Annotated in this window: 16 protein-coding genes and 2 pseudogenes; 12 read left to right on the forward strand and 6 right to left on the reverse strand. The window is 39.7% G+C overall.

Translation table 11 applies throughout. The features are described 5' to 3' along the window. The first annotated feature begins 420 nt into the window (after window positions 1–420). Window positions 421–2,811 carry an EcoAI/FtnUII family type I restriction enzme subunit R gene (gene hsdR / locus AACW45_RS07270; RefSeq protein WP_190632407.1) on the forward strand — a complete coding sequence of 797 codons (2,391 nt, stop codon included), beginning with the start codon at window positions 421–423 and terminating at the stop codon, window positions 2,809–2,811. A gap of 128 nt (window positions 2,812–2,939) precedes the next feature. On the opposite strand, the gene AACW45_RS07275 is transcribed toward hsdR, so the two are convergent. The 3 genes from AACW45_RS07275 to AACW45_RS07285 form a co-directional block, all read right to left on the reverse strand. Further along, window positions 2,940–3,614 (reverse strand): DUF2834 domain-containing protein, encoded by a 675-nt coding sequence (locus AACW45_RS07275; RefSeq protein WP_190632408.1) that lies wholly within the window; start codon window positions 3,612–3,614, stop codon window positions 2,940–2,942. Between the two features lie 12 nt (window positions 3,615–3,626). Then, window positions 3,627–4,703, reverse strand: coding sequence for a heat-inducible transcriptional repressor HrcA (hrcA, locus tag AACW45_RS07280; protein ID WP_190632409.1), 1,077 nt, complete (start codon window positions 4,701–4,703; stop codon window positions 3,627–3,629). 434 nt (window positions 4,704–5,137) lie between these two features. Then, window positions 5,138–5,485: a rhodanese-like domain-containing protein gene (locus tag AACW45_RS07285; protein ID WP_190632410.1), complete on the reverse strand. Its 348-nt coding sequence runs from the start codon at window positions 5,483–5,485 to the stop codon at window positions 5,138–5,140. A 180-nt stretch (window positions 5,486–5,665) separates the two neighbouring features. On the opposite strand from AACW45_RS07285, the gene AACW45_RS07290 reads away from it, so the two are divergent. From AACW45_RS07290 to cysE, 4 genes are all read left to right on the forward strand, one after another. Then, window positions 5,666–7,336, forward strand: a complete 1,671-nt coding sequence (locus AACW45_RS07290; RefSeq protein ID WP_199331082.1) for a DUF3352 domain-containing protein — start codon at window positions 5,666–5,668, stop codon at window positions 7,334–7,336. 283 nt (window positions 7,337–7,619) lie between these two features. Beyond that, window positions 7,620–8,111, forward strand: a complete 492-nt coding sequence (locus tag AACW45_RS07295; protein WP_096644836.1) for a hypothetical protein — start codon at window positions 7,620–7,622, stop codon at window positions 8,109–8,111. Further along, entirely contained in the window at window positions 8,108–8,263 is a 156-nt protein-coding gene (locus AACW45_RS07300) for a hypothetical protein (protein ID WP_190632411.1), read from the forward strand. Before AACW45_RS07295 ends, AACW45_RS07300 begins: the two co-directional genes overlap by 4 nt. 29 nt (window positions 8,264–8,292) lie before the next feature. Continuing rightward, window positions 8,293–9,069: a serine O-acetyltransferase gene (gene cysE, locus AACW45_RS07305; RefSeq protein WP_190632412.1), complete on the forward strand. Its 777-nt coding sequence runs from the start codon at window positions 8,293–8,295 to the stop codon at window positions 9,067–9,069. A 63-nt stretch (window positions 9,070–9,132) separates the two neighbouring features. Here cysE and AACW45_RS07310 read toward each other — a convergent pair whose 3' ends face one another. Continuing rightward, the gene (locus AACW45_RS07310) at window positions 9,133–9,720 is read right to left on the reverse strand and encodes an Npun_F5749 family FMN-dependent PPOX-type flavoprotein (RefSeq protein ID WP_190632413.1); all 588 of its coding nucleotides are present in this window, start codon (window positions 9,718–9,720) and stop codon (window positions 9,133–9,135) included. A 154-nt stretch (window positions 9,721–9,874) separates the two neighbouring features. Between AACW45_RS07310 and AACW45_RS07315 the strand changes: the two genes are divergently transcribed. From AACW45_RS07315 to nrdJ, 4 genes and pseudogenes are all read left to right on the forward strand, one after another. Next, window positions 9,875–10,222: a TRADD-N-associated membrane domain-containing protein gene (locus AACW45_RS07315; RefSeq protein WP_190632414.1), complete on the forward strand. Its 348-nt coding sequence runs from the start codon at window positions 9,875–9,877 to the stop codon at window positions 10,220–10,222. A gap of 282 nt (window positions 10,223–10,504) precedes the next feature. Further along, window positions 10,505–11,734: pseudogene (locus AACW45_RS07320) on the forward strand (ribonucleoside-triphosphate reductase, adenosylcobalamin-dependent); the annotation flags it as partial. Between the two features lie 266 nt (window positions 11,735–12,000). Continuing rightward, window positions 12,001–12,876 carry an NUMOD3 domain-containing DNA-binding protein gene (locus AACW45_RS07325; RefSeq protein ID WP_190632415.1) on the forward strand — a complete coding sequence of 292 codons (876 nt, stop codon included), beginning with the start codon at window positions 12,001–12,003 and terminating at the stop codon, window positions 12,874–12,876. 8 nt (window positions 12,877–12,884) lie between these two features. Beyond that, window positions 12,885–13,973 (forward strand): annotated as a pseudogene (gene nrdJ / locus AACW45_RS07330) (ribonucleoside-triphosphate reductase, adenosylcobalamin-dependent); the annotation flags it as partial. A gap of 64 nt (window positions 13,974–14,037) precedes the next feature. Here the strand turns inward: nrdJ and AACW45_RS07335 are convergent. Then, window positions 14,038–16,098, reverse strand: a complete 2,061-nt coding sequence (locus AACW45_RS07335) for an ATP-binding protein (RefSeq protein WP_190632416.1) — start codon at window positions 16,096–16,098, stop codon at window positions 14,038–14,040. 369 nt (window positions 16,099–16,467) lie between these two features. Between AACW45_RS07335 and AACW45_RS07340 the strand changes: the two genes are divergently transcribed. Then, window positions 16,468–16,686, forward strand: a complete 219-nt coding sequence (locus tag AACW45_RS07340; RefSeq protein ID WP_190632417.1) for a hypothetical protein — start codon at window positions 16,468–16,470, stop codon at window positions 16,684–16,686. A 139-nt stretch (window positions 16,687–16,825) separates the two neighbouring features. Here AACW45_RS07340 and AACW45_RS07345 read toward each other — a convergent pair whose 3' ends face one another. After that, entirely contained in the window at window positions 16,826–17,605 is a 780-nt protein-coding gene (locus tag AACW45_RS07345; protein WP_190632418.1) for a glucosamine-6-phosphate deaminase, read from the reverse strand. A gap of 875 nt (window positions 17,606–18,480) precedes the next feature. On the opposite strand from AACW45_RS07345, the gene AACW45_RS07350 reads away from it, so the two are divergent. Both AACW45_RS07350 and rnc read left to right on the forward strand, forming a co-directional pair. After that, window positions 18,481–19,281, forward strand: coding sequence for an NYN domain-containing protein (locus AACW45_RS07350; RefSeq protein ID WP_190632419.1), 801 nt, complete (start codon window positions 18,481–18,483; stop codon window positions 19,279–19,281). 140 nt (window positions 19,282–19,421) lie between these two features. Beyond that, window positions 19,422–20,105: a ribonuclease III gene (gene rnc / locus AACW45_RS07355; RefSeq protein ID WP_190632420.1), complete on the forward strand. Its 684-nt coding sequence runs from the start codon at window positions 19,422–19,424 to the stop codon at window positions 20,103–20,105. Window positions 20,106–20,119: the final 14 nt, after the last annotated feature.

The raw sequence follows: 20,119 nt of genomic DNA on the forward strand, positions 1-20,119 counted from the left end.
AATAATCTGGCTACATCAACAATAAAGTATTATTTTAATCTCATTTTAGAAGCAGTACTCAGTAATAACCCCTTTGTGACAGTTAGGGTGCGGAATGTGGGATTTATTATCTGAAAACTGCTGAAGCAATCATACTTGCTACTATTTATTCTAAATCCGATATTTCTGATGTTAATAATGAAATCATTGAAGAAGCAATCGCACAATATGAAAAAGAAACTCAAATAGAAGATACCCCAGACTAAGGCATCAAGTAAAAATAAGTAGTGCGAGCATCTTGCTCGCGCGGGCAAGACTTCGGCGTGAGCGCTCAGTCGAACGCTGCCCGCACTACAAATATTAAATTGTTCAACTTATTTTTACACGACTCCTAACACTACAAATTAAATTTTTGAACTACCATCAACTGTTAACTCTCCCATGAACGAAGCCGAAACCCGTGCCGAACTAATTGACCCCGCACTCAAAGCCGCAGGCTGGGGAGTTATTGAAGGTAGTCGCATCCGCCGCGAAGTTATTGCCCCTGGTCGTTTAATTGGCAACGGTAAACGCGCTCAATCAGACATCGCTGATTATGTGCTGGTATATCGTGGTGAAAAACTCGCCGTCATCGAAGCGAAAAAACGCGACTTACCAGATACCGAAGGTTTAGGACAAGCCAAAAAATACGCCGAAAAATTGCAGACTCGATTCGCCTACTCTACAAATGGCATCGGTATCTACCAAGTAGATATGCACACAGGGATAGAAGGCTACATCAAGCAATATTCCACCCCTGAAGAACTGTGGAAAGCTACATTTACTGGAACACTGAGCGAAGTCGAAGTGTGGCGCGATCGCTTTGCTGCCATCCCCTTTGAAGACAAAAGCGGCACATGGGAAGCCCGTTATTATCAACACAATGCCATTAAGCACGTCCTAGAAGCAATCTGCCAAGGACAAGACCGGATTTTGTTAACGATGGCAACAGGCACAGGTAAAACATTCATCGCCTTTCAACTCGCCTGGAAACTCTTTCAAAGCCGTTGGAATCTTAGCAGAAAACCCACACTTCGGCAAGGCTCAGTGACCGCCCGTCGTCCGCGAATTTTGTTTTTAAGCGATCGCAATATCTTAGCCAATCAAGCTTATAACTCTTTCTCTGCGTTCCCTGACGATGCTCTAGTCCGCATTGACCCCGAAGCCATCAAAAAACGGGGTCGAGTACCCAAAAATGGTAGTATCTTTTTTACCATTTTCCAGACATTTATGACCGGACGGGACGACGCTGGCAATTCTACGCCCAAATTCAGCGACTATCCCCCCGACTTCTTTGACTTTATCATCATTGATGAATGTCACCGAGGCGGAGCCAGTGACGAAAGCACATGGCGGGGTATTTTAGAATACTTTTCCCCAGCAGTACAACTGGGACTCACTGCTACTCCTAAACGCAAAAACAACGCAGACACCTACGCCTACTTTGGTGAGCCAGTTTATACCTACGCCCTCAAAGACGGCATAAACGACGGGTTTCTGACTCCCTTTAAAGTCAGGCAAATTGAAACTACCCTAGATGAGTATATTTACAGCAGTGAAGATGAACTGCTTGAGGGTGCTATAGACGAAGCCAGAACCTACACTGAAGACGACTTCAACCGCATCATCGAAATTGCCGAGCGTGAGCGTTACCGGGTGCAACTGTTCATGGAAGAAATTGACCAGAATCAAAAAACTCTGGTGTTTTGCGCCAACCAACCCCATGCTCTAGCTGTGCGGGATTTGATCAACCAAATGAAGATTAGCAGTAACCCTAATTACTGTGTCCGCGTCACCGCCGATGATGGGAAACTCGGCGAACAGCACCTCAGCAACTTTCAAGACAATGAGAAGAATATTCCTACCATTCTCACCACCTCCCACAAGCTTTCCACTGGCGTTGATGCTCGGAATGTTCGTAACATCGTGCTGATGCGCCCCATCAACACGATGATTGAATTTAAGCAAATTATTGGTCGCGGTACTCGCCTATTTGAAGGAAAGGACTACTTCACCATTTATGATTTCGTCAAAGCCTACGAACGCTTCGACGATCCTGAATGGGACGGCGAACCCCAAGAACCTGTTCTCGTCAAAATTGCCAGAGGTGGGGAGCAATCAGGTAAATACAATACCTCCACAGCAGATAGTAGCAAAGATAGAAGCCACAATAGAAACGAAACTACAGAAGATTCCCGCCCCAAAACCATCAAAATCAAACTCGCTGATGGTAAAGAACGCACCCTCCAGCACCGGATATCTACCAGTTTCTGGAGTCCAGACGGCAAACCTATGAGCGCTACAGAATTTGTAGAACGTCTCTTTGGTGAAATTCCTGAACTATTCAGAAATGAAGACGAATTAAGAGCAATTTGGAGCCGCCCTGACACCCGTAGAGCTTTATTAGAAGGAATGGCAGAGAAGGGCTACGGAGAGGAACAACTTACAGAAATTAGCCGCATAATTGATGCCGAGAAAAGCGATTTATATGATGTGTTGGCTTATATCGCCTATGCCTTTCCACCAATTAGCCGCCGAGAGCGCGTTCTTGCTCACAAATCATTGATTTTCTCTCGTTATATTGGCAAACAGCAAGAATTTCTCGACTTTGTGCTGGAACAATACATCAAAGCCGGGGTGGGAGAACTCGATCGCACTAAATTACCTCAACTGTTAGAGTTGAAATATCATACCGTTCGTGATGCTGTGGAAGAGCTAGGAAGCGTTGCGAATATTAGTGAAGTCTTTATCGGGTTTCAGCAGTATTTGTATTCACAGGACAGAGTAGCTTAATTAGGCACTCCAGTTAGGTAATTAGCCTAAAGCTACATAACCATAGCTAAAAAAGGCGATCGCTTCATGAGTTGAAAGTATTTTGTAGTTTTCTGTAGTAAGGACTTCAGCGCTTTCTTTTGATAGCTTTAGATCGTTGGTTGCTGCTGAGGAGATATTTTATCTACCCCTACTTCTGGTAGAGGTGGACGCACACAAAGATAGAATAGCGGGCCGAACAATGGTATAAAACCGATTAACCAAATTGAGTCATTTTTCCAACCGCGACGCGCCATATCATCTCCTAATAATGCCGGAAATAATAAGCTAAGTAGGCAGAAATCTAGGCTCATTACATGAATAAAGCGGCTATTTTGCCATTGTTGGACAAAATCTCCCCAATTTCCTGCTATTAAACCATAAGCGACTAAAATAGCCGCAGCTATGGTAAGTATAATTCCAGTGACGCGAGAATCTAAAGCTTTAATGAAAGCGTTCTTTTTACCCGCAAATTGTGGATTTGAATTTCTCAGGGCTAAGTATGGTAAAAGTGCAAAAGCACCAACTGCAAAAGAAGCACTAGCAAAAGGCCAAGCGGGGATTTTTTGTCCTCTACCATCAATAAATAAAACTGCACTATAAATTACAGGCCAAATACCCATAATATTAAATAGTGCAATGATGAAAGGATTAATACCTTGCCATTGACCTGTACTCAGGTTTTTAATTAACTCCAATGTATTAGGAGCATCGGGAGGCGCGAGGAGGAAAGCGTAAGCAATAAATCCCAGCCACAACAACCCAAAGCTGATTTTTTTCACCATGATTTACTTTGATTAACTGAAGGCTTCCGAAAGGTAATCAGCAGCCGCAGTGACAACCGCGATCGCACCTTCATAATCTAGTCTAGTTGGGCCTAAAACTCCTACACTGCCTACGGGGACAGAACCTCGGCGATAGGTAGAAGTAATTAAGGTACATGTACGCATTGGTTCTAGGGGATTTTCTGTGCCAATCCGCACAGTTACCCTGGGTTTACTGTGATCTTCAACCTCTGGTTCTTCAAAAATTAATCGCCCTAGCTGCTCTTGTTCTTCTTCCAACAGATGGATAATTGTTTGTACTTGCTGGAGTTGGGAAAATTCTGGCTGACGCAAAACTTCGGCGACTCCACGCACCATGATGTTTGTCGCAGTTGGTGCTGACTTTTTGCGGCTTAATTCAGCGACGGAATTTTTCAAGAATTCGCCATAGCGTTGGAATTCTTGATTTAATTGACTCCAATCCAGATTACCTAATTCTAGTAAGCTCTGTCCCCGCAAATGCGTATTTAAGAAGTTAGAGACTATTTGCAATTCCCGATCTATTACTTCCGGATCGAGTTTTGTTTCTTCTCGCGTCGGTGACAAATCCATCAAGCGTGAATGGGTTTCATAATTATCGGTGACGACAATCAGCATGATCCGCCCAGTTTCAATTTGCACTAATTGCAAATGTCTTAACAATGCTGTATTGGTTTGGGGCATGGTAATCAAGCTAATACACCCACTTAAGGTAGCTAATATCTGTGCTGCACCTTGTAATAGCGCTTCTAAACTCCAATCTTCCCAGTGGAGGCGATTTTGTAGGGCTAGTTCTACCTCTTTGGCTAGAGTTTCTGAAGGTGTAATTAAGCGATCAACATAAATGCGATAGCCAGAATCAGAAGGTACTCGTCCAGCAGATGTGTGTGGTTGGTACAGTAAACCAGATTTTTCGAGGACACCCATTACATTGCGAATTGTGGCTGAACTCACACCGAGATCGTATTCTTCAATTAAAGCTTTCGATCCAACAGGTTCTGCGGTAGCAATGTAGTGACGTACTGTTGCCCAAAGTATATGCTGTTGTCGATTTGTCAACTGGACTTGCATAGGGTATTCTTTACTGAAGGCAAATTTTAATGAAAGTTTGGAAAAATTTGTTATTTTTTACGAAAAAAGTAAAAAAATATTAATATTTAACTAATATATCTAATTATTGAATTATAAACCAGTTAATTACCGTAAAGTTCCATGTTGGCGGATTATGGGTCTGTTGTGTTATACAGCTTGACTATCACCATTAAAGGTGCTTGTCTCAAAAAAATATTTAGTTGATTAACCGTATTTTTTCATAAGCTTTGCGGAAAAAATGTATTTCCACTTACGGATTTTTTTGCTATCGAGAGATATAAGCGTATGAGAATCATCTATAGATAACTCATGATATAAAAATTCGCCAGTATTACTACAAGGCGAAAATCAGGTTATTTGCTAGACAATACTATCAGTACTAAATTGGCAATATATAGTACAAATTTTTTAAATTAATACTGAGGAACTGAAGAGTCAACTAAATTGGAATAAGCATCAATTCCGCCTGAGATGTTCTTAACGTTGGTAAAACCTTGTGCCATTAACCACTGACACATTTGAGCCGAACGCATACCATGATGGCAAAGTACTAAGGTTTCAGCATGAGGATTTAAAAGCGTTGGTACTTGATCTCCCCATTCAGCAAATTCACTCAGAGGGAAGTTGACAAAGCCCTCAATACTGGCGATCGCTAGTTCTTGGGGTTCGCGCACATCTACAAGCTGAATAGTAGCATCCCCAGCAGCTAGACGTTGTGCCAGTTCTTCAACAGTAATTTGGGTAATTGCGTTTCCTGTCATGAGGTTTTTGTAAACAATCCGATATCATTTATGTTGGCAGAAGATGTTGATACTCGCATCAGCATCGATTACTAGATAAATTACTAGATATATGCATTATCAAATATTTGGCAGGCAATGCAAATCTCCTGCCCCTTCTTCTCTATGCTTAGAAATTAAGGGCTGTGGAGGTGAGGAGGTATGGTGAACAGACAAAATTCATTATTTGGTTTTTTAGTAGCTGGTGCGATCGCAATTTTGGCACTTGTGATTGTTGGCTTTTACTGGTTATCTGTCAAAAGTCCAGTGACTATTACGGCTGCGACTCCTTCCCAGCCAGAAGCCAGCATATTTGTATCAAAATTTTCGCCAGTAACAGTATCTTTACTAGTAAACCCCGAACAATTACAGGCTTTAGATAAAGATGGTGAATTATCTAAGCTGAAAACTAATTTATTAACTAAGAGTAATTTAAATTACCAAGAAGATATTCAACCTTGGCTAGGTAAGGAAATTACTGTAGCTGTAACTAGTTTAGATATCGATCGCGATCCCGAAAATGGACAGCAAATTGGCTATTTGATGGCGCTAGCAACCACACAACCAGAAAAAAGCCGCGAATTTTTAGAATTGCTATTTTCTAAACGGGTATTAGCTGGGGGAAACTTAGGTACAGAAGAATATGAAGGAGTCAAGCTACTGTATGATAATCCACCACCAAAGCAAGATTTTTTAGCTGGTGCAGCAGTAGGCGATCGCTTTATTTTATTTGCTAACGAACTCAAAGTTCTCAAAGATGCGATTAATAATGTCCAAGCTCCCGATCTCAATTTAAGCAGCTTGGTGCAATATCAAAAAGCTACCCAACAATTACCCACAGGAACCTTAGCTTTAGCCTTTGTTAATCTCCCCAAGTTAGTCAAATGGCAAGGCTTAGAATTGCAAGAAGCAGTCTATGATAGCGAAATTGTTTCTTTAGTTTTAAACTCTCAAGGCTTACTAGCAGAAACCAGCTTTTTGAGTGCATCAGCAAATACTTCTTCTGCACCAGCGCCTGTACTTTCTCAACCTATACAAGCATTGCAATATATTCCCCAATCAGCAGGATTAGCAATTGCTGGCGCTAATTTGAGCAATTTGGGCGAAACAGATTTAGCTAAACTTTGGAAAGAAGCAACAGCGACTATATATAGTTCTGCTAAGAGTGCTAATTCCCCAACAGCCAAACCATTTAGCGAACTGCAAAATCGTTGGGATATTAACTTAGGTGAAGATATTTTTAGTTGGGTAAAAGGAGAATATGCGATCGCACTCTTACCCCAAACCGATAAAAACCTGCAAAGTTGGGTATTTGTTGTGGAAAATACCCCAGAAGTAGCAGACGGGATTGCGCGGTTAGATGCGATCGCTTCCAGCAAAGGATTAAATACTAATTCCCTCAATCTAAATAATCAAAAAGTCTCAGCTTGGACAGAATTAATCGCCGCTAGCAAAAAACCTGACGATAAAAACCGCCCCGCTTACAGTGTAGATACCAAAGTGCAGGGAGTACATACAACTGTAGGAAATTACGAAATTTTTGCTTCCGATTTAGAAACAATGGCAGAAATTCTCACAGCTAAAGATAATTCTTTAGTTAAAAATCGGAATTTTCAAGATAGTATTGCGGCGATACCCCAACCAAATCAAGGTTATGTATATCTTGACTGGAAGAAAAGTAAATATCTTGTAGAACGTCAACTACCGATTTTGAAACTAGTAGAAGTATTAGGTAAGCCCTTCTTTGAAAAATTGCGATCGCTCACAGTTAGTAGTTACGGTAGTGATACAGGATTGCTCAAAGGTGGGGTTTTCTTTAAATTACAATCTTAGTAATTGGGCTAGGGCGTGTTTTCAAACTACAAAAGTAGGTTACTGAAGGTGGAAGCAACCCAACGAAGTGACATAAATGTTGGGTTTCGTTCCTCAACCCAACCTACACTGAAGTCTAATTTAGGGTTTGAAAACAGTCCCTAGCCCCTAACCCCACATCTTCTAATTTTTCAGCCCTAAATTGTGGCACATTTGAAGGTGTCACAGGTTGGTCAATATTACGGTTTTCTGATTACAATATGTATATATAGTTACTTATAAAATTAATTTTTGGCAGGCTACTATGAAATCTCGTCGCCTCCGGTTTCAGCCTCAATATAGCTGGTTATTAGCTATATTTACCGCTATTATGACTCAACCTGTAATAGCAGAGCCAGCAAACTTTGGCACAATCAAGCTTTCTCCAGGATTTGACCCAGCCAAAGGAGTTGTTGAAGGTTACACGGGTGGTTCTTTTTCCCTGTCTGCGATTAGTAACCGCGATCGCGATAAAAAAGCCTGCATTGGCTTTGCCGATCCTAAACCAGATCACATACTAATTTTAGAAAAAGACTTTCCTCGCCTCAAAATCTTAGTTAACACTGGCGGCAAAGATACTACATTACTCCTCAAAGGCCCAGACGATCAAACGATTCGCTGTGGTGATGATACTGGCAAGAGTAAAGACGCTAGCATTGACGATCGCAACTTCAAAAAAGGAACCTATGAACTGTGGGTAGGCACATTTGATTCGGGAGCTAGGCATAATTACACCTTAACAGTGCAGCAGCCATGAAGGGAGGACAAGGAAGACAAGGGAGACAAGGGGGACAAGGAAGACAAATGACTCTTGTAGAGACGCGATTCATCGCGTCTTTGCCCAATGCCCAATGCCCAAATCTCAACTTTGTGATGAAGAACACATCGAACGATAATATGGGAAAGTAGCTTATTTTGCTTTCCGAGGGTACTATCTCGTGCTATCTACACTGCGTACCGACTTTCGCATTATCTTTGAACGCGACCCCGCCGCCCGCAACTGGTTGGAAGTATTATTCTGCTACCCAGGTTTGCAAGCCTTGTTATTTCATCGATTGGCTCACTGGTTGTATGCAATTGGTATTCCTTTTATTCCTCGTTTAATATCTCATATTGCGCGATTTTTTACGGGAATTGAAATCCATCCTGGTGCAGTCATTGGACGAGGAGTATTTATAGACCACGGTATGGGCGTGGTTATTGGTGAAACTGCGATCGTGGGAGACTATGCCCTAATTTATCAAGGTGTCACCCTTGGGGGTACTGGTAAAGAAAGCGGTAAACGCCATCCTACCTTGGGTGAAAATGTAGTGGTTGGTGCTGGCGCAAAAGTATTAGGTAATCTGCAAATAGGAAATAATGTCCGCATTGGTGCAGGATCGGTTGTCTTGCGGGATGTTCCTTCTAATTGCACAGTCGTTGGTATACCTGGTCGGATTATCTATCGTTCTGGAGTCAGAGTAGCACCGCTAGAACACAATAACCTACCAGATTCAGAAGCTGAAGTAATTCGCGCTTTAGTAGACCGAATTGAAGCACTGGAAGAACAAATACAACGCCTTCAGCCCAGCCATGTATCTGAACCAACTCCTGTTTTGGCAGGTAATATAGCTGTAAATGAGGAAGAACCAGTCAAAGAAACAGTAAAAGAAACCGCTTGGTGCAACCTCAGAGATAAAGCTATTCAGCAGTTTTTAGATGGTGCTGGTATTTAGCGACAGTCAACCGTCAACCGTCAACCGTCAACAGTAAATTATCTCCTTTCCTCATCTCTCTAATCACGGATTAATTTCTTCACTAGACCATTCCTGCTGGTCATTGCGGTGGTACAACCAGCGATTTTGAGGTTCACCACGTAACTTTAAATGATCTACTTGTGTAGGGTCTAGTAGGAGTAAGCAAAAATTGGGTAATGGCTGACTGGGATCTGGTGGGGGAGGAGAATAAGCAGCTTGTTCATCTTTATTTCTCGCTTTACTGGGATGAGGCCAAGCAAATTGTATCCGCGCTGCGTCGCTTAATTCTCGCCAAGTAGAAATGCGTGCTGATGCTAATTCTGGTTGAGAATTATCGCTTGCGACTAAGGTTAAGCTACCAGTAATCCTAAATTGCTCTCTGGAATTGGGGAAGTACCAGCAAACTTCTGCCCAAGGTTGTTGCTGTATCTGTTCAGCTTTTTCACTGCGGGAATCAGTAATAAATTTTAGCTGGTTGGTATCTGCTAAAAAGCCACGAAAAACTATAGTTCGATTGGCAGGTATACCATTTGCCCTTACTGTTGCTAGTTGCACGTAACGGGCATAAGCCAGACTGCGATTTTGATGGAGGGCGTGAGCGATCGCACTTCGCCAGGGAGCAAGAGACATTTTGTGGCAAGAAAGACAATATTATACATTATCGCTGGATGTTGCATTTTGTACTCTTGTGAAGCAAGCCTAAGTTATCATTTTTGACAATCTTTCATCCTAAATTTACTTGGTCTATAGTCTTAATCTGTTAGCACGCAACAAGACTGGATTTATGGTTCGAGAGCTTGAAAGAAAACGCCAGAGTGCAAAGTTTCCAGAAACTGCCCCCGCAGTTAATGACGATCCATACTTGAAAATAGTATTAGATGTGTCAAAAGAACATCTACGCCAAGCACGACAAACATTTAACCTCAGTTTGGTAGCAATTTATGCTTCCGTTGGTATGAGTTTAATTGGCGCATTTCTTCTAATTTCTGGTAGAGCAAGCGAGGGAAGCGTCACAACTGCAATAGGGTTAATTTCAACAAAATTTTGTACTCAAATTACAAAAGAATCCAGTCAAAAACTGGAGCATCTGAGACAAAATCTCAAAGAACTACGTCCCGAACTTAGAAAGTAGGATAATCGCTAAATTTAATCCTGTGTGTCTTTTATCAAGCCATATAGCGGTGTAATGCACTTACTCGCAAACCGCTATTTTTTTCATTACCACTCTGGATGAACACTTCGCCAGGGAGCAAGAGACATTTTGTGGCAAGAAAGACAATATTATACATTATCGACGGATGTTGCACTTTGTACTCTTGTGAAGCAAGCGCAAGTTGTCATTTTTGACAATCTTTCATCCTAAATTTACTTGGTCTATAGTCTTAATCTGTTAGCACGCAACAAGACTGGATTTATGGTTCGAGAGCTTGAAAGAAAACGCCAGAGTGCAAAGTTTCCAGAAACTGCCCCCGCAGCTAATCCTGTGTTTTTCAGAACCTATAGCCGCCGCAGTCCGGCGGGTTTAAGAGAAACTTGGGATGAAGTATGCGATCGCACCATCAAAGGCTTAGTAGAATTGGGGAAACTCAGCCAGGAAGAAGCTGCTATTTTAGACAAGATGCAGCGTAATATGAAAGCCCTTCCCAGTGGGCGCTGGTTATGGGTTGGTGGTACCGATTGGATAGCCAAGCCGAAAAACTTTTCTGGGGCTTACAATTGCACCTCTACCAACCTGCAAGACTGGAAAGCCTTTGGGTTGATGATGGATTTAGCAATGATGGGCTGTGGTACTGGAGCCATCATAGAACCTAGATATATTAATCAACTGCCCCCAATCCGCAATCGCCTTGATGTCACAGTCAAGGGCGAAATTGGTGCTACTCCCAAACAACTGCGTCGTGAGTATACAGAAATCTCTATTGAGGGCAATCAAGTTACTATCTATGTCGGCGATAGCCGTGAAGGTTGGGTTGAATCTTATCAAACCTTATTAGAACTTTCTACAGATGAAAGATTTAACGGGGAAGTTCAAGTATTTGTTGAGATTAGTGATGTGCGTCAAGCGGGAGAAACCTTAAATGGCTTTGGTGGTGTAGCTAATCCGGTTAAATTGCCCATACTTTACCAAAATTGTGCATCTATCCTGAATAAAGCTTTAGGCAGGCAATTAAATTCTGTTGAGTGCTGTCTATTAATTGACCAAGCTGCTGTAACAATTGTTGCAGGCAATATTAGAAGAAGTGCGGGCATGAGGCAGTTCAGATCTGACGATGAACTAGGTGCTACTGCCAAAGATAATTTATGGCAGCAAGATGCCGAAGGTAACTGGCGGATAGATCCAGAGCGTGATGCATTACGTATGGCAAACCATACAAGAGTTTTTCATCGCAAGCCGACATTAGAAGAATCTATTGATGCTGTTCGCAAACAGTATTACAGCGGTGAGGGAGCGATTCAATGGGCTGGTGAAGCAGTAGCTAGATCTAACATTGATTTACTACCAACATCAGCATTGAAAGTTGATTTCTTGAAGGCTTACGAACAGGGAACAGCAAAAGATTGGCTGCAAGAACACTATGCAAATCTTGATGCTGATGAGCTAGAACATCGCTTAACTCGATTTGGTCTTAACCCGTGTGGTAAGTAGTTTTGCCTCACGTAAAAAACCCTGCAAATACGGGGAAAGCTGAGATGCTAATCCCGTGGTAATCAATGGATCTAAAAAGCCGTTGACACCGTACAGCGTAGAGAGTGAAACTAGATTGCAATGAAAATTGTTTTTTAGAATATAACCTCTCCAAGAGTGTGGGGGTACGTGTGACTAGTACTTTCTATGGCTACTCAGGTTTTTACGGTGAGCATTGTCTCCGGTCTAGTCTTGAATACATTTACGCAAGATATTTAGACTATATGAACATTGGTTGGACATATGAACACAAAACCTATTCACTCTCCAACGGAGTTAGGTATAAGCCTGATTTTCTGCTGGAGACAGGAGAATATGTTGAAATCAAGGGTGCTTTCAACTTTCAGTATGACCTGCCAAAAGTTCAGCTTTTTGAGTCTGAGTACAATGTAAAAGTTAGCATTCTGCAAGAAAAAGACTTAAGACAACTCATCAAGCCAACTCCTTTTATATTTGAACACTTAAAACAGGAATGGAAATCTCTTGCTAAAGTCAGAGGGATGAATAGCTTTGGGAATAAAAACCCAATGTATGGTGTTAATCAAACTCAAGAAACCAGAGCAAAAATTCGTGCCCAGGCAATAGCCAGATTTGCAGATCCTGAATTTAAAGAGAAGTTTCTCAATAGTCCCAAAAGGAAAGCTTATCACCAGTCTCGAAAAGGGCAAAAAACAGGTCTAATTGCCCCTAGATATACTTTAACTTGTGAGTTCTGCCAAAAAAACTTTGAGGTAATACGGCATAAAGTATCTCAAAGACGTTTTTGCTCAAAGCATTGCTCAGTCCAAGCACAGCATGGCAAAACATCAATCACAAATTCAGGTATCCAAGTCCTAGCCTATACTTTTGCATTAGACAATTCTGAGAAACTGTATTCTTTAAAACTCAATAAGCTGAAGGAATTGTTTCAGCCTTTGTGGGATTTAATTCAAGAGGAGTACAACATTTTGGATATCAGGACTATCTGCCAAATTGTTGTAGGAAAACCCTGTAGTCGTAAGGAATTTCTCTATTATTTACGGTCATACGTACAAAATGTACGCGGATCTACAGGGAATATAGAACCTGTAGAACTAGAGGATAAAAAGCCTCTAGGTTAACAAAAATGGAAATTATTGGTAGTAACTTTCACTGTAATTTGTCAGAAATTCACCTGAATCAACTTGACCCAAATAATTACAAAGAACAAGAGGAAGCTTTCACTGCTGGGGCGCTTTCTGTAGCCTCACTTTTAAATCATCAATTCCTCGAACCTCGCTATCAAAAAAGCCGGGAATTAGACCCAATTGTTGGGGTTTCTTTCACTGGTTTATTTGATTTCTTTGTTCATGCTTTTGGTGTTGATTGGTTACGGTGGTGGGAAGCGGGAAGACCTGCTACGGAACAAGGATTAGCATTTAAGCGCCAAGAAGCGGAATATCTGAGTTACTGGAGAGATATTGTACATCGGGTAGTTTGGGATTACTGCGATCGCCATAATCTTAAACGCCCTAATCGCTGTACAACTGTTCAGCCTAGCGGTACTAAAGCACTATTAACTGGTGCTAGCTCTGGTTGGCATCCCCCCAAAGCCCAAAGATTTATTCGCCGGATTACTTTCCGCAAAAATGACCCCGTAGCCTTAGCTTGTATTGACTATGGCTATAATGTTATTCCTTCTCAATCTGACAAAGATGAAAATGGTCATTTACTTAACGATCCTTTCGATCCTCGTGTGAGCGAATGGTTAGTAGAAATCCCTGTAGCTGTACCTTGGGCTGATTTACCAGGAGCCGATCAAATTGATGTTTCTAAGTTCTCTGTTTTAGCTCAATTAGATTTTGTGATGCAAGTTCAGAAGCATTATGTGACTCACAATACTTCTGCAACTTTAGAACTACGTTCTGATGAAGTTGAGATTCTCGGACAGCGTATTTACGAAGCAATTCAGAATGATGAAGGATATATTTCCGCAGCGCTTCTCGCTCGGTTTGATGATTTGCAATCATTCCCACGTTTACCCTTTGAACCAATAGATAAAGTCACCTACGAGCGATTAACTCAAGAAGTCAAAGCACGAAGAATCACAGATGATTTCTGTGCAGTTCTCAGTCGCTATGATTTAGGTGAATTAGCCGAAGCTGGCCCTTCTGGTTGCGATTCTGATAAATGTATGTTCCCCGAACAGCAACCATCTGGTGACATAACTAGCAACTAAGATTCTCGGAAATTTTTTGTATTATCAATGGCAGTGGTTAAAATTAAATACCACTGCTTTTTTATTAACTGATATGAGAAACATGATTTTTTAGTAAATATGGTAGTTGGATAATAACTTGTGTTTCTTTCTTGAATTGCGAAATAACTTGAATATTACCTTGATGATTTTGGATAATTTGATAGCATACACTTAAACCTAAACCTGTACCTTTACCCACAGATTTAGTTGTAAAAAATGGATCAAATATTTGGGAAATATTTTTATTATCTATCCCGATGCCATTATCAATAATTTTAATAGTTACAGTTTTATCTTGATTATTTTTAGTTTGAATAATAATTTTTTTATCAACCCGTTCTTGATGTAATTCTAGAGCATCTATAGCGTTGACTAAAACATGCATGAATACTTGGTTTATTTGGCGAGAATAACATTCAACTAAGGGTAAATTATCGTATTCTTTAATTACCTGAATGACTGGAAAATTATGATGAGGATTGAGACGATGTTGCAGCAAGACTAAAGTACTATCAATTCCTTCATGAAGATTTACTTTTTTAATCTCAGCTTCATCATGACGAGAGAAATTTCTGAGAGAAGAAATAATATCTTTAATGCGAGTAGCACCTGTATCCATCGAAGCTATGAGTTTTGGTAAATCTTGAATTAAGTAATCAAGTTCTATTCTGTCTGCATAGCGTTGAATTTCTGGATCGGAATAGCGTTGCTGATATTGTTTTATGAGATTGAATAAATCTTGAGTATAGTTTTCTATATAACTAATATTAGCGTAGATAAAATTAATAGGATTGTTAATTTCATGGGCGATACCAGCCACGAGATTACCTAAAGAAGACATTTTTTCTGTTTGAATTAACTGAGATTCAGCCATTTTTAAATTCTGTAATGCTGCGTGTAATTGTTCTGTTTTAATTTCTAATTCTTGATTTTTTTGCACAAGCTCTAATGTCCGCTCTTCTACTCGTTCTTCTAATGTTTGACGGGCTAGTTCTAATTCTTGCGTGCGTTGTGCTACTAGTTGTTCTAAATTGTTGATTAAAGTAGAGAGGGAATTAGCCATTTCTTGATATGCATTGGCTAATTGTCCAATTTCTCCACCATTTTGAATACTAGGAATAGGACTAGTCAAATCTCCAGAGGCTAAAGTTTTACTGCGATTTGCAAGTTGAATAATTGGGTGACTAATTTGTTTAGCTAGAAAATGAGCGATTAATACAGACAGTAGCAATACTAAAGTTAAGACAAGTACAATTAATCTGGTAAGAGTTAACCTAGCCTGCTGAAAGTATGTAGCGACAATTTGCAGCTTAAGAATCGCAATCGGCTGATTCCCAGAATAGAGAGGAGCATAAATGGTATTTAATCCTAGTTCTGGTTGAATATGATAAACTGAACGTTTTTGTGATATTTTTGCTAAAATTTCGGAAGTGAAATAATTTTTTTCCCAAACATCTAGTTTCCCATCAGCATTACTAGAAACAAAAACCTTGCCTTTTAAAGAAATTATTTCTACTCTAGTTGTCGGCTGAGAATAATTTAAAAATTGTCTTAGCCATACTTTATCTAGTAATTGTCCTGCAATTAAAGTTCCGGCTGCTTTTCCTGTACCATCACTGCGATAAATTGGCGAACTTGCTAACAATACTAAATTTTGTTTTCCTGTATCTATTAAATATTGAGATGATTTATCTTTCTTGCTTAAAGCTTGGATCTTTTTTTCTACTAAAGGTAGAGTTAATATCTTAGTGCCTGCTTCCCCAATTATCTTTTCATTAGCGGACTGAATTACTCTAACTAAATCAATGTCAGTAGTAAATAATAGTTGATCGGAAACTTCTTTTTTTACCCATGCAGGATTAGGAGTTTGCACTGCATTGTATAAATCAGTCCAATTAGCATAACTAGAAATTAAATTTTTTAGTCCCTTTTCTGTGGCTGATTCGTAACCACGAAAAGCTAAAACTTGGTCGTCTAGTCGAGTTTTTTCGAGTTCAACGAGTGGTTTTTCGAGTATTTTCCAAACTACACTAATCAAAACTAAAACTGGTAATAAAGATGCGCCAAATGTAAAAACTAAAATTTTGAGTTGAAGGCTTTGCAAAAATTTTAGCCTTTGAAGGTTTATCATCCTTGTGAACAAATTTATAATCTTAACTGCTTGCGAAAATTAAACTTTTAATATAAAATTGCGAAAATTGCTCGCTTATGCACTTTTATCCACAGTTGCCTATAACGCAAACAGCCATAAGGGGTAATTTTAACTGCTACATAAATCAAGCCATTATAACTTAACAGATTCAGGTAATTAAGTGCGATCGCCTTTTCTTGTTTATGTCTAGCTAAAAAATTTCTACTGCGGTAAATATCAACAATATTGTGTATATTTATTTACCAGTAACTTGAGATTGGTTTCCGCGTTACGATTAGTAAAGAAGTAATAATTTTCAAAGGCATAGCCAGGAGACTTTTAATGTTCATTGATGAATTGTCACCAATCTTTAAAGAACTCGCCCAACATCCAGTCTCATTTTTGGGTGGTTTCTTTTCGGGTGTATTTCGGCTGAACCTTGCAGACGATCCTGTTAAAAGCTGGCTGGATAAACAAACAGGCTCAACTAATTATACTGGGGCGACAACTGAAGCTAATAATGGTAAAGCTTCTGGCCCCCAACAAATTACCATTGACTAATAGCTGTAGTATGAACACAGCTAGCGGATTAATTTAGTCCTGAATATAAGAATAGAGTCTTAAATGGGATAGAAAGCTTAGGGTACAACTATTGTTGTACCCTAATTAATAATTGATGTATTGGTATTTGCAGAGAAAATTATGAGAATTGGGATAAGCTAGCAGAATCACTATCAAGAAATAATGTTGCTTGAGCTTGCTGGCGGAGAATTGACGCTGGACATTTTGGATTTACCTCTCCCTGCAATATATCCTTAACTATATGTGCTTTACGTTTTTCTGGAGCTAGGCAGATAATTTTTTTAGCTGCACAAATTAAAGGTAAAGTAACAGTAAATGCGTATTGGGGTACAGTTTCTAAATTAGGAAATTGACCTGTATTTACTTGTTGTTGTCGGTTGATGGCATCGAGCTTGACTAATTTTACTGTGTAAGGGTCTTGAAAATCAGCCACAGATGGATCGTTAAAAGCTAAGTGTCCATTTTCGCCGACACCTAGACAGCATAAATCAATTGGTTGTGTTTGCAGCAGTTTGCTATAGCGATCGCATTCTGCTAAAGGTTGCAAAGTATCCCCTTCTATATAATAGAATTGCTGAGGTTTTACGCGCTGCTCTACACGCTCCCGCAGATAGCGCCGGAAACTAGCAGGATGATCGCCAGAAATACCTAAATATTCATCTAAATGAAATAATATAATTCGTGACCAATCCACACCACCTAAAGCAATTAATGTATCGAGAAACTTTAATTGCGAGTTTCCTGTAGCTAGTAAGACTGCGACTGTATCCTGTTGCTGAAGCAAGTTCTGTAAATATTGACTGACAATTTTTGCAACATCTTGCGCCATTTCGGCTTCATGGTTGTAAATTTGCACAGTCAACTCATCAACACGAAAACATTTGGTATCGGCTAACATTTGCTTACTCAGGTGAAAATAAATATATATAGCAATCCTATTTCAGTTGTGAAAAATATCGGTTTTGGCTGTTGACTGGTGACTGTTGACTGTCAACGGTTAACAGTCAACAATCATTTATGTAATCTTTCACAAATCATTTAGAATTGCTATACCTCAATTAAATCAGTTATGAAACTGAGCAGTTGAATGCAATATAACTTTTAGAGTAGAAGAAATATGGAGCAGATATAGCAGATTAATTTGTTGTTTAAATTTAATTACAACTGCATAATTTCTTACTAATCAATTTTTGCCTTGCAATTGATTTGAGGGAGTCTTAGATTGAGGAATTTAAGAAGATATTAGGTATTTTGTATAGTGCGATCGCCAAAAGTAAATTTTCATCAAATAACACTACAGGTGAATTATGAAGTTATGTTAGCGGGCGATCGCTTGTGTAATTTTTCACTCAAAGGGGTATTGACAGAAATTTAACACTGTGCAATTCTCATTATAGAGGCAGCAAAATAATCTCACTTTCAAGTGTATGTATTTGGTGTTGTCTCAGCAGCAGAACTCCTAGTTTACTGCCAAGCTTCGTGTCCTCCCTTCGGCTGAATCTTCAGACAGACATCTAGTTGAATCATTGACTAGAGTTTTCAAAGGTTAGACAAAATGTTTGGGTGAACATTCAGGGGAAGCGATGACGCAAAGCTTGGTAGTAAGCCAGGAGTTCTACGGCTGAGACTTGAACCAAACAAAAGCCTCAGTAGAAAGCTTTATATAAGGGAAGTACAGTTTGAGTATAAATCCCTCATGTAGACTAATGCTGCTACTGAATGTGTGATTTTTTGGATCTGTCCAGTTCACCAAAAAATTATGGACATATTAAAATGGCAGACATTCATCTATCCTCAAATGGAGAAGCAAGCCAACAGAAAAATTCTATCGGCATTTTTTGCGATATTCAAAACGTTAGCTCAATTAAAGGCAAAGGTGATTTATTACTAAAATTTGCCCAATTGAGAGGACGTATAGATTGCAAAAAACTCTACTATAATTCACGAAATAAAGACCAGACTGCTATCAAGAATATTTTAGAAAGTCTTGGTTTTTTATGTGTTGATGTTCCCGATACTTCACCAAACAGTGCAGATCATCGATTGATGGCTGACTGTGTTCAGTTGTTTGCTCCAAAACGCTCACCTATTCCTAATATTATTATTCTTGTATTAGGAGACTGGGACTATGCTGGGTTAATTTCCATACTCAAAGCTTTGGGTAAAAAGGTGATAATCTTTGCTCAACGAGGTAGTGCAAGTCCAAAACTGATTAAATTAGTTGGTAATGATAACTTCCATTTTGTAGACGAGTTACCTCAGTTAGTTGGTAATGAAACTCAACCTCAAGCCACTGTTGTTAAATCTCAAATTAGTTACGATGAAGCTATAGAGTATCTAACTGAAGCTATCAAAACTGCTTTACACCAAGGTAAGCCTACAGTATTTGGATACATTGATAAACTAATGCGTCAGCGTTGTACTAAATATCAGGGAGCTTCCTCCATTCTTACACCCAATTGTAAGGCATTTTCACGCTTTAGCAAGTTTGTTTATGCTGCTGTGAAGGATGGAAAAGTCAAAATGCAAAATCAGCAATTGTTTTTAGTTGAGTTAGATAAACTTGCTGGTTGAATTGACTTTTAACAACCTAGTCTAGCGGTGCGTTATGGCTTTAGCATAACGTACCTTACCCAAAGATTTACTAACCAGCGCCGCTATTTGCGGTTTTTTCATGTTTAAAGACAAATTTCCCAACAAGACACAAAATTAAAATGCACAAACTTCTAACATTTCGTGATGAAAAACTTTTGCGCCGTGCGCTTACCCATCGTTCTTATGTTCATGAAAACCCAGGAGAAGGTGAACATAATGAACGCCTAGAATTTCTCGGTGATGCTTTGTTAAATTACTTAAGTGGCGAGTATCTCTATCGTCGTCATCCAGAAAAAGGAGAAGATGAATTAACCCGTCGGCGTTCAGCATTAGTAGATGAGAAACAATTAGCAAAATTCGCTATTGAGGTAGGTTTAGATTTCAGAATGCGGCTAGGAAAAGGCGCTATTCGCGATGGAGGATACCAAAATCCTAATTTACTCAGCAGTACTTTTGAAGCTGTTATTGCTGCTTATTATCTAGATAACAATTCTAATATTGAAGCAGTACGCGACATTATTGAACCGCTATTTAATTCTGTACCTGAGCAAGTTGTTGTAATTCGTTCTAATGTAGATTCAAAAAATCGCTTTCAAGAATGGGTACAACGCAACGTTACCCAAAATCCTCCTGTATATGAGACAGTGCAAATAGGTGGTTTATCTCATGCGCCGGAGTTTTTAGCTAAAGTTTTTGTGGATAAAAAAGAGTATGGTGAAGGTAAAGGACGTAACAAGAAAGAAGCCGAAAAAGCTGCGGCTGAAGATGCATTAGCTAAATTAAAAAGACAAGGATTATTGTAAAAATAATTTTTGAT

The organism is Calothrix sp. FACHB-168 (genome assembly GCF_963889195.1).
Lineage (GTDB): Bacteria > Cyanobacteriota > Cyanobacteriia > Cyanobacteriales > Nostocaceae > Aulosira > Aulosira anomala_A.